Source organism: Xenophilus azovorans DSM 13620 (assembly GCF_000745855.1).
GTDB classification, from domain to species: Bacteria; Pseudomonadota; Gammaproteobacteria; order Burkholderiales; family Burkholderiaceae_C; genus Xenophilus; species Xenophilus azovorans.
Map to the genome: position 1 here is coordinate 161,061 of NZ_KN050767.1, position 26,816 is coordinate 187,876.

Annotated in this window: 23 protein-coding genes; 10 read left to right on the top strand and 13 right to left on the bottom strand. The window is 74.2% G+C overall.

What is annotated here, in order from left to right:
- Positions 1-39 precede the first annotated feature (39 nt).
- Positions 40-1,164, bottom strand: coding sequence for a citrate synthase/methylcitrate synthase (locus tag Q392_RS29795; RefSeq protein WP_211260337.1), 1,125 nt, complete (start codon positions 1,162-1,164; stop codon positions 40-42).
- An 80-nt stretch (positions 1,165-1,244) separates the two neighbouring features.
- On the opposite strand from Q392_RS29795, the gene Q392_RS29800 reads away from it, so the two are divergent.
- Positions 1,245-2,411 (top strand): citrate synthase, encoded by a 1,167-nt coding sequence (locus Q392_RS29800; RefSeq protein ID WP_038218134.1) that lies wholly within the window; start codon positions 1,245-1,247, stop codon positions 2,409-2,411.
- A 71-nt stretch (positions 2,412-2,482) separates the two neighbouring features.
- Here Q392_RS29800 and Q392_RS29805 read toward each other — a convergent pair whose 3' ends face one another.
- A complete protein-coding gene (locus tag Q392_RS29805; RefSeq protein ID WP_038217963.1) occupies positions 2,483-3,382 on the bottom strand; it encodes a LysR family transcriptional regulator in 900 nt (299 codons plus the stop codon).
- A gap of 114 nt (positions 3,383-3,496) precedes the next feature.
- Between Q392_RS29805 and Q392_RS29810 the strand changes: the two genes are divergently transcribed.
- On the top strand, positions 3,497-3,700 hold the full coding sequence (locus Q392_RS29810; RefSeq protein WP_038217964.1) for a YjiS-like domain-containing protein: 204 nt from the start codon (positions 3,497-3,499) through the stop codon (positions 3,698-3,700).
- Here the strand turns inward: Q392_RS29810 and bla are convergent.
- Entirely contained in the window at positions 3,697-4,563 is an 867-nt protein-coding gene (bla, locus tag Q392_RS29815; RefSeq protein WP_038218135.1) for a class A beta-lactamase, read from the bottom strand. The genes Q392_RS29810 and bla overlap by 4 nt on opposite strands.
- Positions 4,564-4,767: 204 nt before the next feature.
- Between bla and Q392_RS29820 the strand changes: the two genes are divergently transcribed.
- Positions 4,768-6,393, top strand: a complete 1,626-nt coding sequence (locus tag Q392_RS29820) for a hypothetical protein (RefSeq protein WP_038217965.1) — start codon at positions 4,768-4,770, stop codon at positions 6,391-6,393.
- A gap of 220 nt (positions 6,394-6,613) precedes the next feature.
- Entirely contained in the window at positions 6,614-7,909 is a 1,296-nt protein-coding gene (locus Q392_RS29825) for an MFS transporter (protein WP_084217492.1), read from the top strand.
- Positions 7,910-7,986: 77 nt separating this feature from the next.
- Here Q392_RS29825 and acuI read toward each other — a convergent pair whose 3' ends face one another.
- From acuI to Q392_RS29840, 3 genes are read right to left on the bottom strand one after another with little or no spacing between them, the layout of a single operon-like run.
- Positions 7,987-8,973: an acrylyl-CoA reductase (NADPH) gene (acuI, locus tag Q392_RS29830; RefSeq protein ID WP_038217974.1), complete on the bottom strand. Its 987-nt coding sequence runs from the start codon at positions 8,971-8,973 to the stop codon at positions 7,987-7,989.
- A gap of 25 nt (positions 8,974-8,998) precedes the next feature.
- A complete protein-coding gene (locus tag Q392_RS29835; RefSeq protein WP_038217981.1) occupies positions 8,999-10,234 on the bottom strand; it encodes a CaiB/BaiF CoA transferase family protein in 1,236 nt (411 codons plus the stop codon).
- A gap of 30 nt (positions 10,235-10,264) precedes the next feature.
- Positions 10,265-11,245 carry a Bug family tripartite tricarboxylate transporter substrate binding protein gene (locus Q392_RS29840; protein ID WP_038217983.1) on the bottom strand — a complete coding sequence of 327 codons (981 nt, stop codon included), beginning with the start codon at positions 11,243-11,245 and terminating at the stop codon, positions 10,265-10,267.
- 100 nt (positions 11,246-11,345) lie between these two features.
- On the opposite strand from Q392_RS29840, the gene Q392_RS29845 reads away from it, so the two are divergent.
- Complete coding sequence (locus tag Q392_RS29845; protein ID WP_038217990.1) at positions 11,346-12,290, top strand: LysR family transcriptional regulator; 945 nt, start codon at positions 11,346-11,348, stop codon at positions 12,288-12,290.
- A gap of 10 nt (positions 12,291-12,300) precedes the next feature.
- Here Q392_RS29845 and Q392_RS29850 read toward each other — a convergent pair whose 3' ends face one another.
- Entirely contained in the window at positions 12,301-13,830 is a 1,530-nt protein-coding gene (locus Q392_RS29850; RefSeq protein WP_038217992.1) for a CYTH and CHAD domain-containing protein, read from the bottom strand.
- A 130-nt stretch (positions 13,831-13,960) separates the two neighbouring features.
- Here Q392_RS29850 and Q392_RS29855 point away from each other — a divergent pair, with 130 nt between their 5' ends.
- Positions 13,961-14,440, top strand: coding sequence for an FKBP-type peptidyl-prolyl cis-trans isomerase (locus tag Q392_RS29855; protein WP_038217995.1), 480 nt, complete (start codon positions 13,961-13,963; stop codon positions 14,438-14,440).
- A 98-nt stretch (positions 14,441-14,538) separates the two neighbouring features.
- Positions 14,539-14,952, top strand: coding sequence for an RcnB family protein (locus tag Q392_RS29860; protein ID WP_038217997.1), 414 nt, complete (start codon positions 14,539-14,541; stop codon positions 14,950-14,952).
- A 63-nt stretch (positions 14,953-15,015) separates the two neighbouring features.
- On the opposite strand, the gene Q392_RS29865 is transcribed toward Q392_RS29860, so the two are convergent.
- Complete coding sequence (locus Q392_RS29865; protein WP_038218001.1) at positions 15,016-15,945, bottom strand: LysR family transcriptional regulator; 930 nt, start codon at positions 15,943-15,945, stop codon at positions 15,016-15,018.
- A gap of 119 nt (positions 15,946-16,064) precedes the next feature.
- Between Q392_RS29865 and Q392_RS29870 the strand changes: the two genes are divergently transcribed.
- Positions 16,065-17,279, top strand: a complete 1,215-nt coding sequence (locus Q392_RS29870) for an MFS transporter (protein WP_038218004.1) — start codon at positions 16,065-16,067, stop codon at positions 17,277-17,279.
- On the opposite strand, the gene Q392_RS29875 is transcribed toward Q392_RS29870, so the two are convergent.
- The 5 genes from Q392_RS29875 to ssb form a co-directional block, all read right to left on the bottom strand.
- Positions 17,230-18,405, bottom strand: coding sequence for an acyltransferase family protein (locus Q392_RS29875; RefSeq protein ID WP_157008439.1), 1,176 nt, complete (start codon positions 18,403-18,405; stop codon positions 17,230-17,232). The two genes, Q392_RS29870 and Q392_RS29875, sit on opposite strands and share 50 nt — an antisense overlap.
- 213 nt (positions 18,406-18,618) lie before the next feature.
- Positions 18,619-20,340: a sulfatase-like hydrolase/transferase gene (locus Q392_RS29880; RefSeq protein ID WP_038218009.1), complete on the bottom strand. Its 1,722-nt coding sequence runs from the start codon at positions 20,338-20,340 to the stop codon at positions 18,619-18,621.
- Positions 20,341-20,562: 222 nt separating this feature from the next.
- Entirely contained in the window at positions 20,563-21,150 is a 588-nt protein-coding gene (locus Q392_RS29885) for a DNA-3-methyladenine glycosylase (protein WP_038218011.1), read from the bottom strand.
- The gene (locus Q392_RS29890) at positions 21,147-21,539 is read right to left on the bottom strand and encodes a response regulator (RefSeq protein ID WP_038218014.1); all 393 of its coding nucleotides are present in this window, start codon (positions 21,537-21,539) and stop codon (positions 21,147-21,149) included. Before Q392_RS29890 ends, Q392_RS29885 begins: the two co-directional genes overlap by 4 nt.
- 114 nt (positions 21,540-21,653) lie before the next feature.
- A complete protein-coding gene (gene ssb, locus Q392_RS29895) occupies positions 21,654-22,178 on the bottom strand; it encodes a single-stranded DNA-binding protein (protein WP_038218016.1) in 525 nt (174 codons plus the stop codon).
- Between the two features lie 98 nt (positions 22,179-22,276).
- Here ssb and Q392_RS29900 point away from each other — a divergent pair, with 98 nt between their 5' ends.
- Complete coding sequence (locus tag Q392_RS29900; RefSeq protein WP_038218140.1) at positions 22,277-23,650, top strand: chloride channel protein; 1,374 nt, start codon at positions 22,277-22,279, stop codon at positions 23,648-23,650.
- A 55-nt stretch (positions 23,651-23,705) separates the two neighbouring features.
- A complete protein-coding gene (locus Q392_RS29905; protein WP_038218018.1) occupies positions 23,706-26,816 on the top strand; it encodes an excinuclease ABC subunit UvrA in 3,111 nt (1,036 codons plus the stop codon).

Here is a 26,816-nt window from a genome sequence, read left to right on the forward strand (position 1 = left end):
GGAGCGCAACGAAGTCCGCGAAGACTGGGGGTGGTTCACTTACGCCGGCAGCGGCTCGGCGCACTCCTGTCGCGCATCCGGCGCCGGTCCCACATACACCGACTGCGGCCGGATCAGCCGCCCGCCGCGCACCTGCTCGCGCGCATGCGCGATCCAGCCGCCCACGCGGCCGGCGGCGAAGATGGCGGTGAAGGCCTCGCGCGGCAGGCCCAGTGCCTCCAGCAGCAGCGCGGTGTAAAACTCCACGTTCGTCTCCAGCACGCGGCCGGGCTTGCGCGCCTGCAGCGAGGCCAGCGCGGCGCGTTCCACCGCCTCGGCCAGCGCCACGCGCTCCGGCTGCATGCCGCCGGCCTCGGCAAGTCGATGCAGCGCGCCCTTGAGCGCATCGGCGCGCGGGTCGCGCACCCGGTAGATGCGATGGCCGAAGCCCATCAGCCGCTCGCCGCGGTCCAGCGCGGCGTCGAGCCAGCGGGCCGCCGCGCCGGCGCTGCCGATGGCGTCGAGCATGTCGAGCACCGGCCCCGGCGCACCGCCGTGCAGCGGGCCTTTCAGCGCACTCAGTCCGGCCAGCACCGCGGACGCGAGCCCGGCACCCGTGGAGGCCACGACGCGTGCCGCGAAGGTGGAGGCGTTCAGGCCGTGGTCCGCCACGGTGACGAGGTAGGCATCCAGCCCGGCCGCCTGCGCCGCGCTGGCCGGCGCGCCGTGCGCCAGGCGCAGCAGGTCGGCCGCGTGCGGCGCATCGGCCTGCGGCGCCAGCGCGGGCAGGCCGGCACGCCAGCGCAGCACCGCCGCCGTGAACACCGCCGTCGCGGCGACCAGGCGCAGCGCGGTGGGCAGGTCGTCGCCGTCCGGCACGCGCGCCAGCAGGGCGCGCATGGCTTCCACGGGCGGCAGCGCGGACAGGGCTTCGCGGTCGTCGGCGCGCAGCAGCGACGCAGCCTCCACGCGCGCGCGGCCGAGGGCGCCGGCCAGCGCATCCCCGTCGGGCGCGTCCTCGAAGAAGCCGCGCCACAGCAGCGCCAGCACCTGCTCGTAGCGCCAGCGGCCGGCCACCGCGTCCAGCGAATGCCCCCGCAGCACCAGCCGGCCGGCCGCGCCGTCCACCTCGGAGAGCACCGTGCGCGCCGCCACCACGCCTTCCAGGCCGTCGTCCATCTGCATGTCCTTTCGTTACTTCGTCGTTGAAGCCTTTCATTCTGGGATTCAGAATATTGACGTCAATCTTGATCCATTCCATCAACATGACCGAACCTGCTTCCCGCCTGCCCCTGTGGCTGCCCGCGCCCGACGCGCTGGCGCTGCTGAAGGTGCGTCCGCAGACGCTGTACGCCAACGTGAGCCGCGGCCGCATCCGCACGCGCGCGGACGGCGCCGACCCGCGCCGCAGCCTCTACCACCGCGACGACGTGCAGCGCCTGGCCGCGCGCCGCCAGGGGCGGCGCAGCAGCGCGGTGCTGGCCGGCGAGGCGATCCGGTGGGGCGAGCCGGTGCTCGCCTCGGGCCTCTCGACGGTGCTGGGTGGGCGCCTCTACTACCGCGGGCAGGACGCGTGCGCGCTGGCGGAGCACGCGACGCTGGAGTCGGTGGCCGGGCTGCTGTGGGAGGGGCCGGCCGAGCCCTTCCCTGCCGGCGGCGCCGCGCCGCCGCCGGCGCAGGCGCCGCTGGCCTCGGCCCTGCAGGTGCTGGCCCGGCGCGCCGCGTCCGACCCGCCGGCGCGCGGGCGCGGCCGGGCAGCGCTGCTGGACGAGGCGCGCACGCTGATGGGCGCCCTGGCCGACGCGATGGCCGGCCCGGGCCGCGGCGCCCACCTGCACCAGCGGCTGGCCGCCGCGTGGCGCCGGCCGCGCGCGGCCGACCTGCTGCGGCGCGCGCTGGTGCTGCTGGCGGACCACGAACTCAATGCCTCCACCTTCGCGGCGCGCGTCGCCGCCTCCACCGGCGCCTCGCTGGCGGCCAGCCTGCTCGGCGGGCTGGCGACACTGACCGGGCCGCTGCACGGCGGCGCGGCGGCGGCGGTGCAGGCGCTGGTGCGCGCCTCGGAGCGCGACGGCGCCGAGGCCGCGCTGCGCGAATGGCTGGCGCTCGGGCGCCCGCCCGCCGCCTTCGGCCACCCGCTCTATCCGCAGGGCGACGTACGCTGCGGCGCGCTGCTCGCGCACTTCGAGCCCAAGCCCGCGTTCGCCGGACTGCGCGAGGCCGGCGAGCGGCTGCTGGGCGAGCCGCCCAACGTGGACTTCGCCCTGGCCGCGCTGGCCGACGCGCACCGCCTGCCGGCCGAGGCGCCGCTGGTGCTGTTCGCGCTGGCGCGGGCGGTGGGCTGGATCGCGCACGCGCTGGAGCAGCAGGCCGCCGGCACGCTGATCCGCCCGCGCGCCCGCTACGTGGGGCCGCCGCCCGGTGCGGCATGAGCCCCCCCCGGCCGTTCCGAAGGGGGCTCGCACCGCAGTGCGAAGCACGGAGGCTATCCAATGAGCGCCGGTCACTCCTTCCCGGCGCGCTCGCGCATCACCTCCACCACGCGCGCGACCGGCCCGTCCTGCGCCTCCTGCGCGCGGTAGCCGATCACCAGGTGCCGCACCAGCCGCGGCGCCATCGGCAGCACGCGCACGCGCGAGCCGGCCGGCTCCACGTGGTCCTGCCGCAGCGGCAGCACGGCGGCGCCGTAGCCGGCCTCCACCAGCGCGCGCATGGCGACGTCGTAGTTGTGCTCGATGCGCGCGCGCGGCGAGAAGCCGGCGCGGCCGAACCATTCGAGCGTGAGCGTCTGCATGCGGGTGCCGGGCTCGTTCATGACCAGCGGCTGCTGCGCCAGCCAGGCGGGCGTGGCGCGCTTGGGCAGCGCGGGCCAGGCGGCGGGCACCAGCGCGCGCATCTCGTGGCGCACCCAGGGCGTGAAGCGCACGCCCGGCAGCGCCGGCTGCGGCAGGGCGACCACGGCCACGTCCACCGTGCCGGCCGCCAGGCCCAGCGCGGAATCGACGGAGCCGACGAACATCGGCGACAACTCGATGCCGGGGTAGCGCTGCGAGAGCGTCTCGAACACCGGCGGCAGGAGGTCGACCACCACGCTGGTGGTGGAGACGCCGATGCGCACGCGCCCCTCCAGCCCCGCATGGCGGCGGCGCGCGGCCTCCACCGCCTCGTCGGCGTCGCGCAGCAGGCGGCGGCCGCGCTCCACCAGCTCGCCGCCGGCCGGCGTGGGCTGCACCCGCCGGGCGCCGCGCACCAGCAGCGGCAGGCCCAGGCGCGACTCCAGTTCGCTCACGTGCAGGCTGACGGTGGGCTGCGCCAGGTGCAGCGCCTGCGCGGCGGCCGAGAAGGTGCCCAGGTCGGCGATGGCGACGAGGGTGCGGATCTGGTCGAGGTTGAGCTGGCGCATCAGCTATTCTGATTCCAGGCTTCAGAACTCTCAACTTCCCCGATGGCTCACCGCGGCGCATGATCCGTGCACCTTCACTCGAAGCCCCGTCGAAACACGCCTCAGGAGCCGATCATGACCGCCACCGCACTACACCACCCCTCGTTCCGTTCCGCCGCCCCGCTGCGCGGCCTGGCGCGCTGGTGGCAGGGCATGGCGGCCGCGCGCCGGCTGGCCGCCGAGCGGCGCGAACTGATGGCCCTGGGGCAGCACCAGCTCAACGACCTCGGCGTCGGCCGCAGCGAGCTGCCGCGCATGCTGCGCGCCGGACAGGACTAGCCCCGCCACTGCGCGACAGCGCGCGCCGCCTCGGCGATCACGTCGTTGCGCGCCTTCGCGTCGGGCTGCCGCTGCGTGGTGTAGACCGCCAGCACGATCGGCGCACGCCCCGGCGGCCAGAGCACGCCCACGTCGTTGTTGGTGCCGTAGTCGCCGGCGCCGGTCTTGTCGCCCACCGCCCACGTGGACGGCACGCCGGCGCGGATGCGCGTGGCGCCGGTGGTGTTGCCGCGCAGCCAGGCTTCGAGCTGCGCGCGCTGCGGCGCGGGCAGCGCATCGTCCAGCACCAGGCGGCGCACGGTCCGGGCCATCGCGGCCGGCGTGGTGGTGTCGCGCGGGTCGCCGGGGATCGCGGTGTTCAGTTCCGGCTCCCAGCGGTCGAGGCGGAAGGCCGCGTCGCCCAGGCCGCGTGCGTAGTCCGTCAGGGCGGCCGGGCCGCCCAGGCGCCTGAGCATCAGGTTGGCGGCCGTGTTGTCGCTGTACATCACCGCGGCGGCGCACAGTTCCTCGTAGGTCATGCCCCGGGCGACGTGCTTCTCGGCGACGGGCGACCAGCTGGCCAGCTCGGCGCGCGTGTAGTGCACGCGCTCGGACATCAGCCGCGGCTCGGCCGTGCTGCGCGCCAGCAGGGCCGCGGCCGCCACCAGCTTGAAGGTGCTGCACAGCGGGAAGCGTTCGTCGCCGCGGTGCGCCAGCGTGGCGCCGTCGGCGGTGTCGATCGCGAACACGCCCAGGCGGCCGTCGAAGCCGGATTCGATCGCGGCCAGGCGCTCGCGGGCGCCGTGGTCGCGTGGGCCGCGCCCGGCGCAGGCGGCGGCCAGCGGCGCCGCGAGGGCGGCGGCGAGCAGGGTGCGGCGGGGCATCGGAAGGCGCGCGGGCGCCAGCCAGTCGGTCATGCGGAAAGCTCCTTGGAAGAGGATGGCCGGGCCCGAGAATGCGGGCGCGGCATGCGTGGATGAAGAAGAAGAAAAACGTCGCGACGCTTCGCATCCTAGGAAGCGCGCCGTCGCCTACCAAGCTCGCCGCCGCACCGCCCGCGCACTGCCGTAACGCCTGTCACATCGCCCATGCCGCCGCCCGCCATCACGCTCGAACTCCGCTCGCCGCAGACCGTGGACGGCCGCCGCGCGCCCTACCAGTCGCTGTGGCTGCTGCTGCGCCTGCTGCACGGCCATGCGCAGGGCGAAGCCGTGCGGCTGGACGACCTGCGCGGCCGCCTGTGCGAGCCGGGCGCGCTGCGCATGGCGATCAGCCGCGCCTTCCGCGATTTCCAGCGCTGGGGCATCGTGGCCGGCTGGGGCGAGGACGGCACGCGCGACCCGCGCTTCCTCAACGCCGCCGGCCGCAGCCAGGGCCCGTTCTGGCTGCCGGCCGCGCAGGCACGCCGGCTGAAGCCTGTGGTGGACGGCCGGCGCGCCACCCGCGCCGAGGTCGCCGCCTTCCTCGGCCTGAAGCCGCAGCGCACGCGCGCCACCGCGCAGCCGCCGGCCGATGCAGTGCACCTGCAGGATGCGCATTTCTGGCAGCAGCTCGTGACGGCCCACCAGGCGATGCAGCAGGGCCGGCTGGCCGTCAGCCCCACCGCCGGCGGCGAGGCCGGCGGCCCGAGCGCGCTGGAGGCGATGCGCCGCGCCGGCCGGCTGGCGGGCAGCGGCTTCCAGCGCGCGCTGGTGACGCTGAACGAGGCGCTGCTGTGGCGCCGCCTGGGCGACGACGCCGAGGCGCGCAAGCGCCTCAAGTCCCTGCAGCGCCAGCGCCTGGCGGTGCAGGTGGCGGGGCACGAGTACCTGGGCGCGATGGCGGCCATCGTCGCGGCCTGGTGCGACTACGCGGCGCGCGACCTGGCCGGGGCGCAGGCGCAGCTGCGCGCCGTGGCCGAGGACCCGGCGCACGGGCCGCTGCTGCGCCACCACCCGCAGGTGCGCTTCGAGTGGCACAACCTGTGGGCGCTGGCCTGCCGCTCGCAGGCGCTGGCGATGGCCGCGGACACCGCGCGCCGCGAGGCCGCCGCCGCGCAGGCCGAGGAGGCGCTGCGCCACTTCGACCGCGCGCTGGCCGCGGCCTTCGAGTCGCACGCCTTCGACGCCGCGCAGCACGTGGCGGCCAACATGGGCATGGCGCTGTGGCTGTTCGACCGCGTGGGCCTCGCGGTGGATGGCACGCGCCGCGAGGGCGAGGCGCTGCGCCGGGCGGTGCAGTGGATCGCCTTCAGCGAGTGGCTGTGCCGCCAGGCCGAGGTGCAGGGCCGCTCGGCATGGAACGCGATCTACCTGCTGCGCATCGCCCGCGGCGGCTGCGCCACGGTGCCGCACCTGCCGCTGGCGGACTTCCGCGCGCTGCGGCCGCTGCGCATGGCGCAGGCAGCGGCGCTGGCGGGGCCGCTGGCCGACGGCTTCACGCCCGCGCAGTGGCCCGCCGACTGGGTGGCGGTGGCGCGCCAGCGGCTGGAGGAGCACGCCAGCGGCCGGCGCCGCTACCCGGGCCTGCAGCGCGCCAGCCTGCTGTTCGAGCTGGCCTGGCACGCGGCGCACGGCGGCGACCTGCGCGAGGCCGCGGCGGCGCTGGCCGCGCTGCGCGGCGAGCTGCCCGCCCTGCCCGCCGCCGACCGCGCCTACTTTCGCGAGGTGTGGAACGACGCACTGCCGGCCGAGCTGCTGGCGCTGGAGGCGCCGCCGCGCAGAGCCGGTCGATGAGATGAACCTCTTGCGCCCGATCCGCAAGAACCGTTCAGGCTGAGCTTGGCCTGTCCTGAGCCTGTCGAAGGATCGAAGCCCGGGACGGCACTTCGACAGGCTCAGTGCGAACGGCTTTGTTGCTTCTTGAAAGCAGCCACGTGAGCGGAGCGTCCCGCGCGCGACGAGCAGCTTTTCGCATGGGCGGTTAGGCTCTGCGCCGAGACACCCCCGCCGACCCATGAGCTTTCGCGCCGATTCCACGCGCGCCGACCCCGCCGGCGCCGCTTCCTCCCCAACATCCGACCACCGCACCGCGCGCGCCCTCGGCCCCTGGGCCTCCCTCTTGTTGCTGACCACCGGCTTCGCGCTGAGCCAGGCCTTCCGCACGGTGGCCGCCATCATGGCCGCGCCGCTGCAGGGGGAGTTCCACCTTTCGCCGCAGCAGCTGGGCCTGTTCGCCGGCGCCTTCCACTTCGCCTTCGGCGCGCTGCAGCTCTTCATGGGCATCGGCATCGACCTGCACGGCCTGCGGCGCACGGTGCTGTTCGCTTCACCGCTGATGGTGCTGGGCGCGGCGGTGTCGGCGCTGGCGACCAGCTTCCCGCTGCTGGTGGCGGGGCAGGTGCTGATCGGTGTGGGTTGCGCGCCGGCCTTCCTGGTGTGCACGGTGTACATCGCGCGGCACTTCCCGGCGGAGCGCTTCGCCGCCGTCTCCGGCACCATCCTCGCGGTGGGCAGCGTGGGCATGCTGGTCACGGGCACGCCGCTGGCCTGGCTGATCGAGGCCAGCTCGTGGCGCATGGGCTTCTGGGTGCTGGGGCTCGCGGCGGTGCTGTCGTGGGTGGCGATCGCGCTGTGGGTGCACGAGCCGATGCCCGCGGCCGCGCCCGGCGCGCCGCGCGAATCGCTGGGCCAGGCGGTGCGCACCTTCGGCCAGCTGTTCAGGCTGCCGCACACGCTGGGCATCGTGCTGTTCTCGCTGGTGACGTATGCCTCCTTCGTCGCGCTGCGCGGGCTGTGGCTGGGCCCGCTGATGATGCAGCGCCACGGCTGGAGCCTGGTGGCCGCGGGCAACCTGGCGATCGTGCTGTCGGTGGTCTCGCTGATCGGCCCGCCGCTGTTCGGCCGGCTCGACCCGGGGCCGCGCCCGCGCCGCCGCTGGCTGTTCTGGCTGTCGATCGTCGGGGCCGTGCTGCTCGCGGCGCTGGCGCTGGTCACGCGGCCGGCGGTGGACGTGGCGCTGGTGCTGGCCTTCGGCCTGCTGTCGGGCTACATGGTGCTGCAGTACCCGGACGTGAAGAACGCCTACGCGCCGGCCGTCACCGGCCGCGCGATGGCGCTGTTCACGATGGCGATGTTCATGGGCGTGGCGCTGATGCAGTGGCTCACCGGCGCCATCGCCTCGGCGGCGCAGGCGCACGGCGTCGAGCCCTTCTCCGCCGTGTTCGGCAGCATCGCCGCGATGCTGGTGGCCGGCGCGCTGGCGTTGCGCCTGCTGCCGCAGCCGGCGAGCGTGACGAACGACGCGCGCTGAGCCCGGCAGCGCTCATTGGATAACCTCCGTGCTTCGCACTGCGGTGCGAGCCCCCTTCGGGACGGCCGGGCGGGGGCTCAGGCCGCCACGTCCACCACCACCCGCCCGCGCACCTGCCCGGCGAGCAGGCGCGGCGCCAGGCCGATCGCATCGGCCAGGCCGATGGTCCCGGTGTTGGCCGCCAGCACCTCGCGCGGCAGTTCGCGCGCCAGGCGGTCCCAGGCGCTGACGCGGCGGGCCTGCGGGGCGTAGACGCTGTCCACGCCTGCCAGCGTGACGCCGCGCAGGATGAAGGGCGCGACGGTCGCGGGGAGGTCCATGCCCTGCGCCAGGCCGCAGGCGGCCACGGTGCCGCCGTACTTCAGGCTGGCGCAGACGTTGGCCAGGGTGTGGCTGCCGACGCTGTCCACGGCGGCGGCCCAGCGTTCCTTCTGCAGCGGCTTGCCCGGCGCCGAGAGGGTGGCGCGGTCGATCACCTCGGCCGCGCCCAGCGCCTTCAGGTGCGCGGCCTCGTTCGCACGGCCGGTGGAGGCGTGCACCTCGAAGCCCAGGCGCGACAGCAGCGCGATGGCGATGCTGCCGACGCCGCCGTTGGCGCCCGTCACCAGCACCGCGCCGGCATCGGGCGTCACACCGCGGTCCTGCAGCGCCATCACGCACAGCATGGCGGTGTAGCCGGCCGTGCCGATGGCCATGGCGTCGTGCGTGGTGAAGGCGGCCGGCAGCGGCACCAGCCAGTCGGCCTTCACGCGCGCCTGCTGCGCCAGGCCGCCCCAGTGCACCTCGCCCACGCCCCAGCCGTTGAGCAGCACGGCGTCGCCCGGCTTGAAGCGCGCGTCGGCGCTCTCGACCACGCTGCCGGCGAAGTCGATGCCGGGCACCATCGGGAAGCTGCGCACCACCGGCGACTTGCCGGTGATGGCCAGCGCGTCCTTGTAGTTGACGGTGGAGTGGGCCACCGCGACGCGCACCTCGCCCTCGGGCAGCTGCGCCTCGTCGAGCGGCTGCACGGCGGCGTGGGTGGCGCGGTCGTCGGACTGGGTGAGCAGGAGGGCCTGGAACATGGGTGTCCTTTCGTCGGTTCGGCAGTCAACGCAGGCCGGCAGCATCGCACAGCGCGGCGGACGCTGCATCCTGCACCTGCCGCTGCAGCGCGGCCGTGTCGGCGCCCAGCGCCGGGGCACCGCGCGGCGAGGGCCCGCCGTCGTGGCGGAAGCGGAAGCCCAGGCCCGGCGTGCGCACCTGCGCATCGCCCTGGGCGAAGACGGCCGGCGCGAGCGCGGCGCCCTCGCCGGCCGTCGCCTCGTCGAGGAACTCCCCCAGCCGCCGCACGCGCGCCGCGGGCACGCCGACGGCGTTGAGCCGCGATTCCATGTCGGCCGCCGAGCGCTGCGCGAATGCGTCGCGGAAGAGCCGCTGCAGCCGCGGCAGGTCGCGCGCCACGACGAAGCCGCCGCCCGGCGCGTTGAAGCTCTCCAGGTCCAGCGCCGCGGCGTCCTCGCACAGCGCCTCCATGCCGAGCACGGCGGCCAGCCTGCGGAACTGCGCCGGCGTGTTGGCCGCGGTGGCGAGCCAGCCGTCGGCGCAGCGGTACGTGTCGGCGGTGGGGCTGCCGGTGTAGCCGCGGTTGCCGGCGCGGCGCGGCGCGATGCCGTGCGTGAGGTAGCTGCTGGCGTTGGGGTACATCAGCATCAGCGAGGCCTGCACCATCGAGGCGTCGATGTACTGGCCGCGCGCCTCGCCCGTCTCGCGCTCGCGGCGGTGCAGCGCGGCGGTGATCGACAGCGCACCGAGCATGCCGACGGCCACGTCGATGGCCGGGAAGCCCACCTTCTGCGGCGGCGCGTCCTCGCTGTCGCCCGACATCATCATCATGCCGGTCAGGGCCTGGATGACGTGGTCGTAGGCGCCGCGGCCCGACCATGCGCCCTCCTGGCCGTAGCCGGAGATCGAGCAGTAGACGATGTCGGGCCGCAGCGCGCGGATGCTCTCGTAGTCCAGCCCGTACTTCGCCACCACGCCGGGACGGAAGTTCTCGATGAACACGTCGGCGCCCCGTGCCAGCGCGCGCACCAGCGCGGCGCCCTCGGGCGTGCGGATGTCGGCCACCAGCGAGCGCTTGCCGGCGTTGAGCGCGGCGAAGCCGGCGGGCGTGTCGCCGCAGCCGTCATCGTGCGGCGTGCGGCTGGCGCGCATCACCTCGCCCTGCGGCGGCTCGACCTTGATCACCTCCGCGCCCAGTTGCGCCAGGTACATCGAGGCCATCGGCCCCGCGATCACGTGCGACATGTCGATGACGCGCACGCCTTCCAGTGGCTTGGCCATGGACGCTTTCCTTTTTCCTTGCTGCGGGATTCAGCTGTTCACGGTGACACCGCCCAGCCGGACGATCTCGGCCCACTTGCGGTTCTCGCTGCGCACGAACGCGGCGAAGGCCTGGGGCGAATCGCCCAGCAGGCCCGCCTCGTTGCCGGCCGCCTCGAAGGCCGCCTGCACGGCGGGCGAGCGCACCGTCTTCGCCATGGCGGCATAGAGCGTGGCGGCGATGGCGTCGGGCGTCTTCGCCGGCGCCCACATGCCGAACCACGACTCCTGCACGGCCAGCTCGTTGTCCAGGCGCTCGTGCAGCGTCGGCACATCGGGCAGCAGCGGCAGCCGGCGCCGGCTCGTCACCGCCAGCGCGCGCAGCTTGCCGGCCTTGACCTGCGGCACGCCGGTGCCCGCGACGGGAAAGGCGAACTGCGTGTCGCCGCGCAGCAGCGAGGCGGCGATCTCGACCGAGCCCTTCAGCGGGATGTGCGTGACCGTCAGCCCCGCCAGCGAGGCCAGCGTGGCCCCGGCCAGGTGGGCCGAGGTGCCGATGCCGCCGGAGCCGTAGTTCATCTGCCCCGGCTTCGCCTTCGCATCGGCGATCAGCTCGTCCAGCGTCTTCCACGGCGCGTCGGCGCGCACGACCAGCACGGTGGGCGAGGAGGCGAGGTTCGCCACCGGCTTGAAGTCGGCGACCGGGTCGAACTTCAGGTCGGGCTGCAGCGCCTTCTGGATCAGGTGGGTGTTCGAACCCATGAGCAGCGTGTAGCCGTCTGGCGGCTGCTGGGCCACGTACTGCGCGGCCAGCACGCCGGCGGCGCCGACCTTGTTCTCGATCACCACCGGCTGGCCCAGCGCCTCGCCCAGCGCCGGGCCGGCCTGGCGCAACTGCACGTCGGGGCCGCCGCCGGCCGCGTAGGGCGAGATGACGCGCACCGGGCGCGAGGGATAGGGCTCGGCAGCGCGCGCGGCCAGCGGCAGCAGCCAGGCGGCGGATGCCGCCGTGCAGAAGGTCCTGCGGTCCATCGGCTTGTCTCCTTCGTTGTGGTGCCGCCAGCTTAGGAAGCCCGTGCGATATCCGATAGTGATATGTTTTGATCAGGTGAAAACTTCTGGAGATACCCCGATGCCGACCGACCCGAGGGCTTCCGGCTTCGATCCCCGGCGCCTGGTGGCCCGGCTGCGCTTCCGCCACCTGCAACTGCTGGTGGCGCTGCAGCGCGGCGGCAGCCTACGCGCGGCCGCGGCGGAGCTGAGCCTGACGCAGCCCGCGCTGTCGAAGGCGCTGGGCGAAGTGGAGGCAGCCTTCGGCGCGCGCCTGTTCACCCGCGGCCCGCGCGGCCTGTCGCCCACGCCGCGCGGCGAGATCGCGATCCGCGGCGCGGCGCTGCTGCTGGAGGAGCTGGCCCACGTGGGTGCGGAGACCTGGGCCGAGCCGGCGATCACGCTGGTGCGGGTGGGCGCGCCGCCCTTCGTGGCGCAGGGCGTCCTGCCCGAGGTGCTGGCCCGGCTGGTGGGCGACGGGCAGACGGTGCGCGCGCAGTTGATGGAGGAGCGCGTGCCGCTGCTGGTGACGGCCCTGCTGGACGGCCGGCTCGACGCGCTGGTGACGACCTACCCCGCCGAGATGCCGGAAGCGGCCGGCCAGCCGCTGCGTTTCGAGCGGCTGTTCGACGCGGACTTCGCCGTCATCGCGCCGGCGGACCACCCGGCGGCCCGTGCGCGCCGCATCACGTGGCCGCGCCTGGCCGGCGAGCCCTGGGTGATGCCGGCCCGCAGCTCGATGGTGCGGCGGATGATGGAGGGCGTGTTCCACCGCGAGGGGCTGGCGGCGCCGCAGCCGGTGGTGGAGTCGACCAGCCCGATGAGCAACGTGCGGCTGGTGGCGCAGGGGATCGGCCTGAGCGCGGTGCCTGCGGCGACGCTGCGCGGCGCGCCGGACGCGCAGCGCGTGCGGCGGGTGCGGGTCCATCCGCCGATTCCGCCCGGGCCGGTGGCGCTGGTCTACCGCGCGTCGCCGCTCAATCCGCGGCTGGCGCTGCTGCGCCGGGCGCTGGGCCTGGACGGATGAGGAACGCGGGTCAGCCGCGGCCCTTCCAGAAGGCCGGCGCGTCGGCGATGCGCGCCAGCGCGCGCTGCGCGCGGCGGGCCAGCGCATCGCGGCGGGCATCGAGCCAGCCGAGCGCGTACCAGGCGCGCGCATCGTGCGGCACCGCCTCGGCGAAGAGAGCGCGGGCGACGACGGCGTCGTTGTAGACGCCGAGCGCGTCCTGCGCGGGGCGCAGCGCATCGAGGAAGCGGCCGGCGCGGCGCGCGCCGAACAGCGGCGCGGTGAATTCGGCCAGGTAGCGCAGCCGCTTGAGGCGCTTGCGCACGCGGTGGCGGGCCTCGTCGTCCAGCGACTCGAAGCGCGCGCCATCGCGCAGCACCTGCCGGCGCAGGCGGCGCAGGCGCTGCTGCAGGTGCGCCAGGGCCGCCTCGGCGTCCAGCGCCGCCTGCCCTTGCGCGTCCGCCGCGGCCGGCGAGGCGGCGAAGCCGACCAGGGCCACCAGCGCGGCCTGCAGGGCCGGAGCCCGCACGACCTCGGCCACACGCACCGGGGCTTCGGCGGGCGGCGGCAGGTCGATGGCGGGGGCGCCGTCCGCCTGCAGCGCGGCGAGCGCCTCGGCCAGCACCAGGTCGCGGTCGCGCTGCGCGCCGAGGGCGCGGAAGGTCTCGACCAGCGGCGCCTCCCAGGCGGGATCGAGGCCGGGCGCCAGCGCCGCCAGCTCGCGCAGCGCCACGCGCAGGCGGCGGATGCCGATGCGCAACTGGTGCACCACCTCCGCGTCCTCGCTGCCTTCGGCCACCTCGGTGGCGTTGGGCAGGATCTGCGCCAGGCAGGCGGCGACGACGGCGCGCTGCACGGCGGGGCCGTCGGGGGCCTCGCCCGCCTGCGCGACGAAGGGCGCGAAGTCCGGCGGCGCGGCCTTGACCGGCGCCGCGGGCGGATCGCCGCGCATCAGCCGCTCGCCGCGCTCGGCCTTGGAGACGGTGCTCAGCCACAGGCCGTGGCGCTGCGCCCACTGCGCGGCCAGCGCCGCCAGCGCGCTCACCGGGCCGCGCAGCAGTTCCAGCTCCAGTTCGCAGACCGGCGCCGTGCGCGGCGGGCCGCCGGCCGGGCCGGGCGCGGCGATGCGGCCGGTGTCCAGCGCCAGCTCCACCGTGGCGCCGGCGTGGCGCACGATGCGGGTGAGGCGGCGCACGTCGGTGGCGTAGGTCTGCACCAGCGGCGCACCGCCGGCGGCGGCGAGCACCTCGGCCAGGCGGTCGCCCACCGGCGTGCCGGCATGCCGCGCCGGATCGGGCAGCGCGGGCGGGGCGCCGCCGCCGAGGTCGGCGTTGTGCTCCAGGCGCTGCACCGGGCCTGCGCCCGCGGCCTTGGCGGTCTGTACCCAGCGCCGGCCTTCCTTGCGCAGGCGCAGCGCCACGCCGGCCGCCGCCAGCGCACCATCGGCGGTGTCGTGGTAGCGCGCCTGCAGGCGCGTCGTCCCGACGGCGCCGCGGCGCAGCGCCGCCTCCACGGCCTTCAGGCGCTCGGGCGGGATGCGGAACTTGAACTCGATTTCCATCGCAGGCGGTCCGGGTGCAGGTGCCGGATGCTCGCATGCGCGGCGCCCGTGCGTGATGACACCGGGCAAGGCCGCGGCGGCGATGCGACGACAATCGTGCGCCTGCTCAACGCCTTTCGCGCCCTTCACCATGAACATCACCAAAGACACCGTCGTCACCCTGCGCTACAAGGTCTGGGACGCCGCCACCGGCCAGCTCATCGAGGCCGCGAAGGAGCCGATGACCTACCTGCACGGCGGCTACGAGAACACGCTGCCCGGGATCGAGGCGGCGCTGGACGGCCAGGCCGCCGGCTACCAGGCCACCGTGACCCTGGCGCCGGAAGAGGCCTTCGGCGCGCGCGACGAATCGCTGCTGCGCACCATCCCCAAGGCCGAGTTCCCGCCCGGCGTGAAGGTCGGCGGCCAGTTGCGCGGACGGCTCGACGACGGGCGCGAGCACGTCTTCAACGTGGTCAAGATCAAGGGCCCGCAGGTGCTGCTGGACGGCAACCATCCCTGGGCCGGCAAGGCGCTGAAGTTCCAGCTCACCGTGGCCGACGTGCGCGCCGCGAGCGAGGAGGAGATCGCGCACCGGCACGTGCACGGCGCGGGCGGGCACCACCACTGACGCGCCGGCCGGCGGCAGGGGTCGCGGGTTCGGCCTACGGCGGCGCGGCGCGCAGCGTTCCTAAGATGGGGCCTTCGCCCATACACGGAGAGAACCACATGAAGAACCGTACCCTGCTGATCGCCGCGCTGGCCGCCGCGCACGCCGCCGCCTTCGCGCAGCCCGGCCCGCCGCCGGGGCGGCACGGCCCGGGCGGGCCGCCGCACATGCAGGGCCACCGGCCGCCCATGGCCGGCCCGCAGCACGCGCCGATGCACCGGCCCGGCATGCGGCCGATGCCGCACCGCCCGCCGCCGCCGGTCGCCTACCCCGAGTACCGCCGCTACAACCGGGGCGACCGGCTGCCGCCCAACCTGCGCGCGCGCCAGTACGTGGTGCAGGACTGGCGCGGCCACGGCCTGCGGCAGCCGCCGCGCGGCTACCAGTGGGTGCAGAATGGCTCGGACTACGTGCTGGCCGCCGTCGCCACCGGCATCATCAGCGCGGTGGTGATCCACGCGCTGACGCAGTGAGCGCAGCCCGCCGGGGCGGAGCCATCCGCATCCGGTGAACCCCCGGGCCGCCGGCCCGGGGCCTCACCCCATCCCGTCCAGCGCCGACACGCGCCCGCGCATCCAGGCCACGAAGGCGCGCAGCCGCGGCGAATAGTGGCTGGCGTAGGGATACACCAGGGTGACGGGCAGCGCCTCGGCCTCCCACTGCGGCAGCAGCCGCACCAGCCGGCCGGCCGCGAGATCCTGCGCCACCACCCAGGCCGAGACCAGCGCGGCGCCCGCGCCGCCCAGCACCGCCCGGCGCGTCGCATAGACGCTGTCGGTGCTCAGCCGCGGTGCGACGGCCACGGCCTGCACCCGGCCGCCGGGGCCGACGAGGCGCAGTTCGTCGCGGTAGAACAGGCTCAGCGCCACCCAGGGCAGCGCCGCCAGCGCCTGCGGCTCGGCCGGCGGCGGGCCCTCGCCCCACAGGCCGGGCGCGGCCACCACGATGCGCGAGATGCGCGCCAGCCGCACGGCGACGACGCTCGGGTCGTCCACCGCGCCCACGCGGATGGCGCAGTCGATGCCCTCGGCGATGAAGTCCGGCGGGTGGTCGTGCAGCATCCAGTCGACGCTGATCTGCGGGTGCACCGCGAGGAAGTCCAGCAGCGGCGGCATCAGCTGGTCCTGCCCGAAGGCGTGCGGCACCAGCACGCGCAGGGTGCCGCGCGGCGTGCTGCGGGCGCCGCGCGCATCGGCCTCGAAGTCCTCCCAGCGCTCCAGCAGTTCCTTGGCGTGGGCGAAGCAGCGCTCACCGTCCTCGGTGAGCTTCATCGCGTGGGTGGAGCGCTGCAGCAGGCGCAGCCCGAGCGAACGCTCCAGCGCCTGCAGCCGGCGGCTGATGGTGGGCTGAGTGGTCGCCAGCAGCCGCGCCGCGGCCGACAGGCTGCCGGCCTCGACGATGCGCACGAAGGTCTGGAGCAGTTCGAGCCGGTCGGCAGCGGGCGAAGGCACTTCTTTCATACACATTACGTATAGCTGATCTTCGCCTCAGCCGTCTACGAAGCTCATTCATTCATCAGGAGAATTCATCCATCGGCAAATCAGGGGTTAACCCTGATCTATGCGGCACACGAAAGCACCCTCCCATGTCCTCCCTGACCCTTGCCTCCTCCGGCTCCCCCGTCCCGGCCGCCGCAGGCCTGCCGCGCCCGCTGGTACTGCTGCTCGCCAGCGGCGCGGCGTTCTCGGTCGCCTCGCTGTACTACGCCCAGCCGCTGCTCGGCGTGCTGGGCGCCGACCTGCAGGCCGGCGCGAAGGCGACCGGCCTGATCCCCACCCTGACCCAGCTCGGCTACGCCGCCGGCCTGCTGCTGCTGGCGCCGCTGGGCGACCGCTTCGACCGGCGGCGCATCATCCTGTGGAAGGTGGCGGCGCTGCTCCTGGCGCTGCTGGCCAGCGCCGCCGCGCCGGGGCTCGGCACGCTGCTGGCGGCCAGCCTGGCCATCGGGCTGGCCGCGACCCTGGCGCAAGACATCGTGCCCGCGGCCGCCGTGCTGGCGCCCGAGGCGCAGCGCGGGCGGACGGTGGGCACGGTGATGACCGGCCTGCTGCTGGGCGTGCTGCTGTCGCGCGTGGCCAGCGGGCTGGTGGCGCAGCAATGGGGATGGCGCGCGATGTACCTCGCGGCGGCGGTCTCGGTGGCGCTGGTGGGCGTGGCGCTGTGGCGCGGCCTGCCGCGCTTCGCGCCGACCACGCAGGTGGGCTACGGCGCGCTGATGGCTTCGCTGCGGGACCTGTGGCGCCGCCATGCCGCCCTGCGCCGCGCCGCGTGGGCGCAGGGCCTGCTGGCGGCCGGCTTCAGCGCCTTCTGGTCGACGCTGGCGGTGATGCTGCACGACGAATTCCACCTCGGCAGCGCGGCGGCGGGGGCCTTCGGCCTGGCCGGGGCGGCAGGCGCGCTGGCCGCGCCGCTGGCCGGCCGCCTGGCCGACCGGCGCGGGCCCGGGCGGGTGACGCAGATGGGCGCGGCGCTGACGATGGCCTCCTTCGCGCTGCTCCTGCCCGGCCCCTGGCTGCCGCCGCCGGTGCGGCTGGCGCTGCTGGCGGTGGCGGCCGTGGGCTTCGATCTCGGCATGCAGTCCACGCTGGTGGCGCACCAGACGCTGGTGTACGGGCTCGACGCGCAGGCGCGCAGCCGCCTCAACGCCCTGCTCTTCACGGGCATGTTCGTCGGCATGGCCGGCGGCGCGGCGATCGGCAGCCTGGCGCTGGCGCAGGCCGGGTGGCTGGGCGTGGTGGGCTTCGCCGTCCTCACATCCGGCGCAGCCCTGGCGATCCGGCTGGCGGCCGGCCGCCGCTGAGCCGCGGGCCGGCGCGGCGCGCGCCCGCTGCGCGCAGGCGCACGGCGCGCCGCTCGGCCAGCAGGGCCGCCCGCTTCCTGCCGAGCAGCCGGCGCACCGGCCGGTCGACCCAGACCAGCGTGGCCAGCGCGACGGCCACGCAGGCCGCGAAGGCCAGCGGCCCGGCCCCCGCCCCCAGGTCCGGCCAGGCCTTCTTCAGCACGAAGCCGGCCACCCACAGGGTCGGCATGTGGACGGCGTAGAGCGGATAGGACAGTTCGCCGAACCACCGGGCCGCCACCGCCCAGCGCCCTTCGAGCGCCAGTCCCCGGCCCAGGGCGACGAGCAGCGGGAACACGCCGACCACCGTCAGGAACAGCGCCGAGGTGCCGACCGCCGCCAGCGGCAGGGCGAACAGGCCCAGGCAGCCGGCCGCCAGCACGGCCGCCAGCGCGGGCGAGTCGATGCGCAGGACCCGCCCGCCCAGGCAGCGCGCCAGCAGCACGCCGGCCGGGAAGGCGAAGGCGATGCGGCTGGCGCCGTCCAGCAGCGAGACCTCGCGGCCCGGCGCCGCCGCACCCGCCGAATCGGCGGCCCACCCCAGCACGCCCGCCGCGCCGGCCAGCATGAGCAGCAGGCAGGCCAGGTTGCCGAAGCGCCGCGTCAGCACCGTGCAGTACACGACATAGGCAGCCACCTCGAACAGCAGCGACCAGTAGGGGATGTTCAGCGGGAAGGGCTCGCCCGCCAGGTGGGGGATCAGCAGCACCGTCCGGGCGTACTCGCCCAGCAGTTCGTCGAGCCCGCCGCCCTCGGCGGCCGCCTTGGCGGCGAAGCGCAGCAGGCCGAGGGTGGCGCCCACCAGGACGACCGGCCACAGCCGGATCGCGCGCCGCAGCAGGAAGTCGGCCCGCCCGCCGGGCGCCTGGATGCGGCCGTCGCAGGCGTGGGCGATGACGAAGCCGCTGAGCAGGAAGAAGAAGTCCACCGCCGTGGTGGCCATGCCGAAGGCCGCCCGATCGTGGCCGACGAACCAGTGCAGCCAGACGACCGCGATGGCGGCGCAGCCGCGCAGGAAGTCCAGGTACAGGAAGTGGCCGTCGCCGCCGGCGCGCCCTGCCCCCGAGAACACATCTCTCCCGATCACGGATCCCCCTGAGCGTTGCCGTGCCGGCCTCCGCGGGCCGGCGATCGCCTGTTTCTAGGTCTTTTGGCTTACTTCGACGTTGGGGGATGTAACGGCCGGGACGCCGGAATGCGCGCCACTTCCGTGGCACCGCGGGCCACGCAAGCGGGTCTCAGCGAAAGTCAGTGCTTACGATATTTAACGCAACGACCGCCTGGCACCGCCCGCGGCGGCTCAACGCGCGGGCACATCCGGCACGACGACCGCCCGCACGCGCATGGCCAGCGCTTCGTCCGGCCCGTCTCCGATGCCGCGCTGCTGGACCAGCGGGTTCACGCCGTGCCAGCCCGGCTGCGTGCCGAACAGGCCGAAGATGTCGTCGGAGGCGAACTGCGGGCGCGCCGGCGACAGGCCGTGCAGCAGCGAGTCCTCGTAGACCGCGGCGATGTCCGCCGGGGCGTAGCCCATCAGCTCCAGCAGCGTCGGCGCGATGGCGAAGTGCGATGCGCGGCCCGCGGACTGCGCCGCCACCTCGGCGAAGCGCCGGCGCAGGCCCTCGTCGCCCGCCGCCACCATCAGCGGCACGATGCCCTCCTGCGGATCGACGTTGGTGTGCGAGCTGCAGTGCGTCAGGCGGCCGGGGCTGAAGTGCTGGCCGTGGTCGGAGGTGTAGACCATCGCCAGGCCGTCCCAGGGCGCCTCGCGTACCAGCCGCGCCATGGTGCGGTCGGTCGACCAGCGCACCGCCCGGGCGTAGGCCGCCAGCGTGGCCGGATCGTCGCCCACCAGCGCGCCGGCCACGCGCACGTTGCGCTCCTGGCCGCCGGGCGCGCCCTTCTCGTAGGGGAAGTGGGCGCCGTTCTTGTTGGCGTAGATGAAGACGCGGTCGCCCTGCGCGAGTTCGTCGAGCACGATGCGCACCAGCTCGTCGTCGAGCAGGTGCGTGGGGATGCCGGTGCCGAGCTTGTGCAGGCGGTCGATCGAGGCCGCCTCGGCCGGCGTCATGTAGTTCTGCAACTTGCCGTAGCTATGGATGAAGCCGGCCTGCGCGTCGATGTAGACGCTGCGGAAGCCCGCGGCCTTGGCGTACTGCCAGACGGTCGGGCTGGTGACGACGCTGCGCACCAGGTCGCGGCGCTGTGCCATGAAGCGCAGCAGCGCGTTCGAGATGTTGGAGCAGTTGCCGGCCGACACCGCCGGGCCGAAGTCCACCCAGCGGTCCCGCTGCGAGGCCATCTCGGGCGTGAACGGGTTGCCCGGCTCCAGGCTCACCGCGTCCGCGCGCACGCTCTCGTCCACCATCATGACCAGGGCCCGCACCGGTGGCACGCCCGGCGCCATGCGCACCGGCTCGCGCTCGGCGAAGGTGCCGGCGTGCAGCTTGTAGGCCGCCAGCGCCACCAGGGAGACGGGCGCGAACTGCCTGGGCATCGCGTCCGAGCCCTTGCCTTGCCGGTACAGCACCACCAGCGCGATCAGCACCACGGGCAGCACCGGCGCCAGCCCGAACAGCCACCGCAGCGGGCCGCGCAGCCGCCCGCCCGCGCCCGGCGGCATGGCGAAGGCGGCCAGGCTCAGGCACAGCACGGCCAGGGTCGGCGGCACCGCGGCCGAGAAGTACGCGAGCGCGCGGCCGGCCTCGTGCCGGGCGGCCCACAGGTTCAGCACGTCGAAGATGAAGAACTCGGACTGCTGGACGGCGTGGTAGCCGAACGCCGCCGCGCCCGCCAGGCTGAGCGGCACGGCCCACGCCAGGCGCACCGTCCAGGCCGGATGGAAGGCCGCCGCCAGCACGGCGGCCAGCGCGCACAGCCAGATCGCGCAGAACACCACCAGCGTCACCAGCCGGCGGTCGGCGACGAGCAGTTCGAGGCGATCCACCAGGCCGTGGTTCGTGAGCAGGAGGACGAGCAGCAGCAGCGCCGCCTTGGCCGTCCACAGCAGGGCCCTGTTCATCTGTTTCTCCTCCTCGGCACGGACGCCGCCGCACCGCTTGCCGGTGCGCGGACGCCCGCCTGCCCTCCCTGCCCGGCCTGTGCCTGCGGCCCGACGCATTAATTCTTATTTTTAATAATTGTCATTAAAATGTAACGCAACTGAGGTAGGAAATTGCGCGCGGCGTCCTTCCGCGGAAGGACGGTTGCTGCGATGAGAGGGGCGGCGGCGACGCCGCCCGGTTCAGCGGCGGCCGGCGGCGGCCCGCGGGAAGGGCCGGCTCAGGAAGCGCGAGCCCGCCTCGCCGAAGCGCCAAGGCACCTCGACCGCCTTGCTGATGCCGATGCGCGGCCCGGCCTCGACGACGACCGGGGCGTCGGGCGCCCCCGGCAGCAGCAGGAAGGGCGGCGCGTCCAGGCGCCGGCCGTTGAAGCCGCCGTCCACCCCCAGCGCCTGGCCGACGCGCCCCGGGCCGGCGGCCAGCAGGCGCGGCGCCTGCACGCCGCGCCGGCGGCGCATCGTCTCCAGGCCGTGCGTGGGCTCCAGCGCGCGGATCAGCACCCCGGCGCCGTGGCCTTCCTCGCGGCAGACGAAGTTCATGCACCAGTGGATGCCGTAGGAGCGGTACACATACACCCGCCCCGGCGGGCCGAACATGGCGGCGTTGCGCGCCGTCGGGCCGGCGTGGGCGTGCGAGGCCGGGTCCTCGCGGTCGTAGGCCTCCGTCTCCACGATGCGCCCGCCGACGCCGTCGACCAGCACGGTGACGCCGATCAGCGCGCGGGCGACCTCGTGGGCCGGTGCGTGGAAGTCGACCGGCAGCGCGCTCACGCCAACACGCCCATCTGGGAGGGCCGGTCGTGGGCGCAGTAGTCGAAGAAGTCGTCCAGCTCATTGGACTTGTCGAACACCGCGTCGGCGCCCAGCTCCAGGCAGCGGGCGCGGATGTCGGGCGTGGCGTAGTTGGTGAGCACCACCACGCGCTGGTGCGGCTGCCGCCGGGCGCAGGCGCCCAGCACACCCAGGCCGGAGCCTTCGCGCAGGAACAGGTCGACCACCGCCAGGTGCCAGGTGTCGGCATGCGCGCGCAGCCAGGCGGTGGCCTCGGACTCGGTCTCGGCCACGCCGACCACCGGCGCGTCGGCCAGGTCGGCCAGCGTGGGGATCAGGTTGTCCCGGATGGTGGGGTTGTCTTCGACGAGAAAGGTCAGCAGGGGCATGCGCGCGGCGCAGTGTAGGGCCGCGGCCGCGCACGGTGAAAGGCGTGCAGACCCGCATGCGCAGACCCTTCCGGCCCGCCGGCCGGCGGCGGCGGCGCGCCGCCGGAGCGAGGGTCAGAAGGGGATGTCGTCGTCCATGTCGTCGAAGCCCGTGGAGGACCTCGACGGCGCGGGCGCCGGCGGGCGCGGGGCGGGCGCGGAGCGCGGTGCCGGGGCGGAGCGGGCGTAGCCGCCGCCACCACCGCCGCCGTAGCTGCCGCCGCCACCGAAGCCGTCGTCGCCGCCCGAGGGGCCGCCCTGGCCCTGGCGGCTGCCCAGCATCTGCATCTGGTCGACGCGGATCTCGGTGACCGACTTCTCGATGCCGTCCTTGTCGTTGTACTTGCGGCTGCGGATCTGGCCCTCGACGTAGACCTGCGAGCCCTTGCGCAGGTACTGCGCGGCGATCTCGGCCAGGCGGCCGTTGAACACCAGGCGGTGCCACTCGGTGGCCTCGCGCTTCTCGCCGCTTTGCTTGTCCTTCCAGGTGTCGGTGGTGGCCAGCGTCACGTTGGTCACCTGGTCGCCGCTGGGGAAGGTGCGTGTCTCGGGGTCGCGCCCCAGGTTGCCGACGAGGATGACTTTGTTGACCGATGCCATGGCACTGCCCCTGATGATCTGAAGGAAGAGGAAGGAATGAAGAGTCGGGCATTGTGCCCGATGCCGGCCGCCCGGCCCGGCACAATGCCGCCGCAGCGATGCCTCATTCGAACCACGAGCCCGACGTCCTCGAGAACCTGCGCAGCGAGCTGTCGAACTGGCGCCCGTGGATCGACCGTGCCATCGTGCTGGGCTACGCGGTGCTGGCGGGCCTGGCCGTGGTCGGCTTCACGCTGGCGTCGGACTGGGCCTTCGGCCTGTTCGAGCGCATCCACCGGGGCCACCCCTGGCTGGTGCTGCTGTGGACGCCGGCATGCACCGCCGGCATCGTCTGGGCGACGCGCCGCTGGTTCCCGGGCGCGGCGGGCTCCGGCATCCCGCAGGTCAAGGCGACGCTGCACCCGGCCCTGCCGCCCGAGCGGCGCGGGCGCTTCGTCTCGCTGCGCCTCACGCTGGCCAAGATCGGGCTGGGCGCGGCAGGCTTCGCCGCGGGCCTGTCCATCGGCCGCGAGGGGCCCTCGGTGCAGGTGGCGGCCGGCGTGATGCAGCACGCCCGGCGCTGGCTCTCGCCGGGCTCGACCATCGACATGCGCGCCCTGCTGGTGGCCGGCGGCGCGGCCGGCATCGCGGCGGCCTTCAACGCGCCGCTGGCCGGCGTCGTGTTCGCCATCGAAGAATTGACTGGGCGGCTGGAGGCGCGCGCCAGCGGGGTGGTCATCACGGCCATCGTGCTGGCCGGCCTGATGGCGGTGTCGGTGTACGGCAACCTCAGCTACTTCGGCGTGATCCGCGTGCCGCCGCTGGGCTGGAACCTGGCCGGCCCCGGCCTGCTGGTGGCGCTGGCGGCGGGCGCGGCCGGCGGCGTGTTCTCGCGGCTGATGGCGGCCTCGCTGACCAACGCGCCGCAGCGCCTGAACGCCCTGCGCGCGCGCTGGCCGATCCGCTTCGCGGCGGCGGGCGGGCTGCTGATCGCGGTGATGGGCCTGGTCAGCGGCGGGGTGACCTTCGGCGCCGGCTCCGAGGCGGTCAAGCACATGCTCGCCGGGCAGGAGGGGCTGACGCCGCTGTACACGCTGCTCAAGTTCATCGCCACCTGGGTCACGGCCTGGGTGGGCGCGCCGGGCGGCATCTTCGCGCCCTCGCTGTCCATCGGCGCGGGCATCGGCGACGCGGTGGCCGGCCTGGCCGACCCGCACCTGGCGCCGGCGCTCATCGCCATGGGCATGGCGGCCTTCCTGGCGGCGGTGACGCAGGCGCCGCTGACGGCCTTCATCATCGTGATGGAGATGGTGGACGGCCACTCGATGGTGCTGAGCCTGATGGCCAGCGCCATGCTGGCCAGCCTGGTCTCGCGCATGATCGGCCGGCCGCTGTACGAGGTGCTGGCCGCGCACATGGTGGCCGGCGCGATCGCCGGGCCGGCGCAACCCCCGCCGCCATCGCCACCGCCACCGGAGGACGGGATGCGCTGACCCGCCCGGCGGTCTATCATGTCCGGTTCCCCGCAACGACCGCCGGCCTCTCTTCGTGAACGCCCCCCAAGACAGTGCCTACCTCGGCAGCGTGCTGGCGCAGCAGCGCATCAGCATCCGCGGCGCGCGCACGCACAACCTGAAGAACGTCGACCTGGACATCCCGCGCAACAGGCTGGTGGTGATCACCGGCCTGTCGGGCTCGGGCAAGTCCAGCCTGGCCTTCGACACGCTGTATGCGGAAGGCCAGCGGCGCTATGTCGAAAGCCTCTCGGCCTATGCGCGGCAGTTCCTGCAGTTGATGGACAAGCCCGACGTGGACCTGATCGAGGGCCTGTCGCCGGCCATCAGCATCGAGCAGAAGGCCACCAGCCACAACCCGCGCTCCACCGTCGGCACCGTCACCGAGATCCACGACTACCTGCGCCTGCTGTACGCCCGCGCCGGCACGCCCTACTGCCCCGACCACGAACTGCCGCTGCAGGCGCAGACCGTCTCGCAGATGGTGGATGCGGTGCTGGCGCTGCCCGAGCCGCGCCGGGCCGCCCCAAGCGGCGAGAGCCCCCTCGGGGGGCAGCGAGGACACGACAGTGCCGAGCGTGGGGGCGAACCGTACCAACCGCGTTTGATGATCCTGGCCCCGGTGGCGCGCGACAAGAAGGGCGAGTTCGTCGAGCTGTTCGCCGAGATGCAGGCCGCCGGCTACGTGCGCTTCCGCGTCGACGGGCAGACCTACGAGTACAACGACCTGCCCAAGCTGAAGAAGACCGAGAAGCACGACATCGACGTGGTGGTGGACCGCCTGCGCGCCCGGCCCGACATGCAGCAGCGCCTGGCCGAGAGCTTCGAGGCGGCGCTGCGGCTGGCCGACGGGCGGGCCATCGCGCTGGAGATGGGCGAAGGCGCCGAGGACAAGGAACACCTCTTCAACGCCAAGTTCGCCTGCCCCCTGTGCCACTACTCGCTGGCCGAGCTGGAGCCGCGCCTGTTCTCCTTCAACTCGCCGGTGGGCGCCTGCCCGACCTGCGACGGCATCGGCAACCGCGAGTTCTTCGACCCGGCGCGGGTGGTGGCCTTCCCCTCGCTCTCGCTGGCCAGCGGCGCGATCAAGGGCTGGGACCGGCGCAACGGCTACTACTTCAGCATGCTGGAGAGCGTCGCGAAGCACTACCGCTTCGACCTCGACACGCCCTTCGAGAACCTGCCCGCCTCGGTGCAGCAGGTGGTGCTGCACGGCTCGGCCGGCGAGGAGATCAAGTTCAGCTACACGCTGGAAAGCGGCGCCTCGGCCGGCCGCAAGCTGACGAAGAAGCATCCCTTCGAGGGCATCATCCCCAACATGGAGCGGCGCTACCGCGAGACCGACTCGGTGATGGTGCGCGAGGACCTGGCGCGCTTCCGCAACCTGCAGCCCTGCCCCGACTGCGGCGGCTCGCGGCTGCGGCGCGAGGCGCGGCACGTCTACCTGGTGGACGAAACGCGGGAGGGCGAAGCCGCGAGGATGCCCATCTACACGCTCAGCCACCTCACGCTCAAGGACAGCCTGGCCTACTTCGAGGCGCTGCGCCTGAAAGGCGCCAAGGCCGAGATCGCCGACAAGGTGGTGCGCGAGATCGGCCTGCGCCTGAGCTTCCTGAACGACGTGGGCCTGAACTACCTGAGCCTGGACCGCAGCGCCGAGACGCTTTCGGGCGGCGAGGCGCAGCGCATCCGGCTGGCCTCGCAGATCGGCTCGGGCCTGACCGGCGTGATGTACGTGCTCGACGAACCCAGCATCGGCCTGCACCAGCGCGACAACGACCGCCTGATCGGCACGCTGAAGCACCTGCGCGACATCGGCAACAGCGTGATCGTGGTCGAGCACGACGAGGACATGATCCGCGCCGCCGACCACGTGATCGACATGGGCCCCGGCGCCGGCATCCACGGCGGCCGGGTGATGGCGCAGGGCACCTACGACGAGGTGGCGGCCAGCCCCGATTCGCTGACCGGCCAGTACCTCAGCGGCGCGCGCCGCATCGAGGTGCCGGCGCGCCGCACGCCCTGGCTGCCGGTGCTGCGCAAGGACGAGCCCGAGAAGAAGAAGGCCTCGAAGTTCCCGCCCAGCCCGGCGGCCGAGCGCCGCGCCGAGCGCGAGGCGCGGCACCTGGCGACGCAGGGCGCGCTGCAGGAGATCCGCGTCGTCGGCGCCACCGGCAACAGCCTGAAGAACGTGAGCGTCGGCTTCCCGGTGGGCCTGTTCACCTGCGTGACGGGCGTGTCGGGCTCGGGCAAGTCCACGCTGGTCAACGACACACTCTACGCCGCCGTGGCGCGCACCATCTACCGCGCCCACGAGGAGCCGGCGCCGCACGAGGCGGTGGAGGGCATCGAGTACTTCGACAAGGTCATCAGCGTCGACCAGAGCCCGATCGGCCGCACGCCGCGCAGCAACCCGGCCACCTACACGGGCCTGTTCACGCCGATCCGCGAGCTGATGGCCGAGACCAACACCGCCAGGGAGCGCGGCTACGGCCCCGGGCGCTTCAGCTTCAACGTGGCCGGCGGGCGCTGCGAGGCCTGCCAGGGCGACGGCGTGGTGAAGGTGGAGATGCACTTCCTGCCCGACGTGTACGTGCCCTGCGAGGTGTGCAAGGGCCAGCGCTACAACCGCGAGACGCTGGAGGTGCAGTACAAGGGCCGCAACATCGCGCAGATCCTCGACATGACGGTGGAGGACGCGCACGAGTTCCTCAAGGCCGTGCCGACCATCGAGCGCAAGCTGCGCACGCTGCTGGACGTGGGCCTGTCGTACATCAAGCTGGGCCAGAGCGCGACCACGCTCTCGGGCGGCGAGGCGCAGCGCGTGAAGCTGGCGCTGGAGCTGAGCAAGCGCGACACCGGCCGCACGCTCTACATCCTGGACGAGCCCACCACCGGCCTGCACTTCGCCGACATCGAGCTGCTGCTGAAGGTGCTGCACCAGCTGCGCGACGCCGGCAACACCATCGTCGTGATCGAGCACAACCTGGACGTCATCAAGACCGCCGACTGGGTGATCGACATGGGCCCCGAGGGCGGCGCCGGCGGCGGCCAGGTGGTGGTGGCCGGCACGCCGGAGACGGTGGCCGCCTGCGAAGCGAGCCACACCGGGCGCTACCTCAAGCGCATCCTGCCGGCGGGCTGA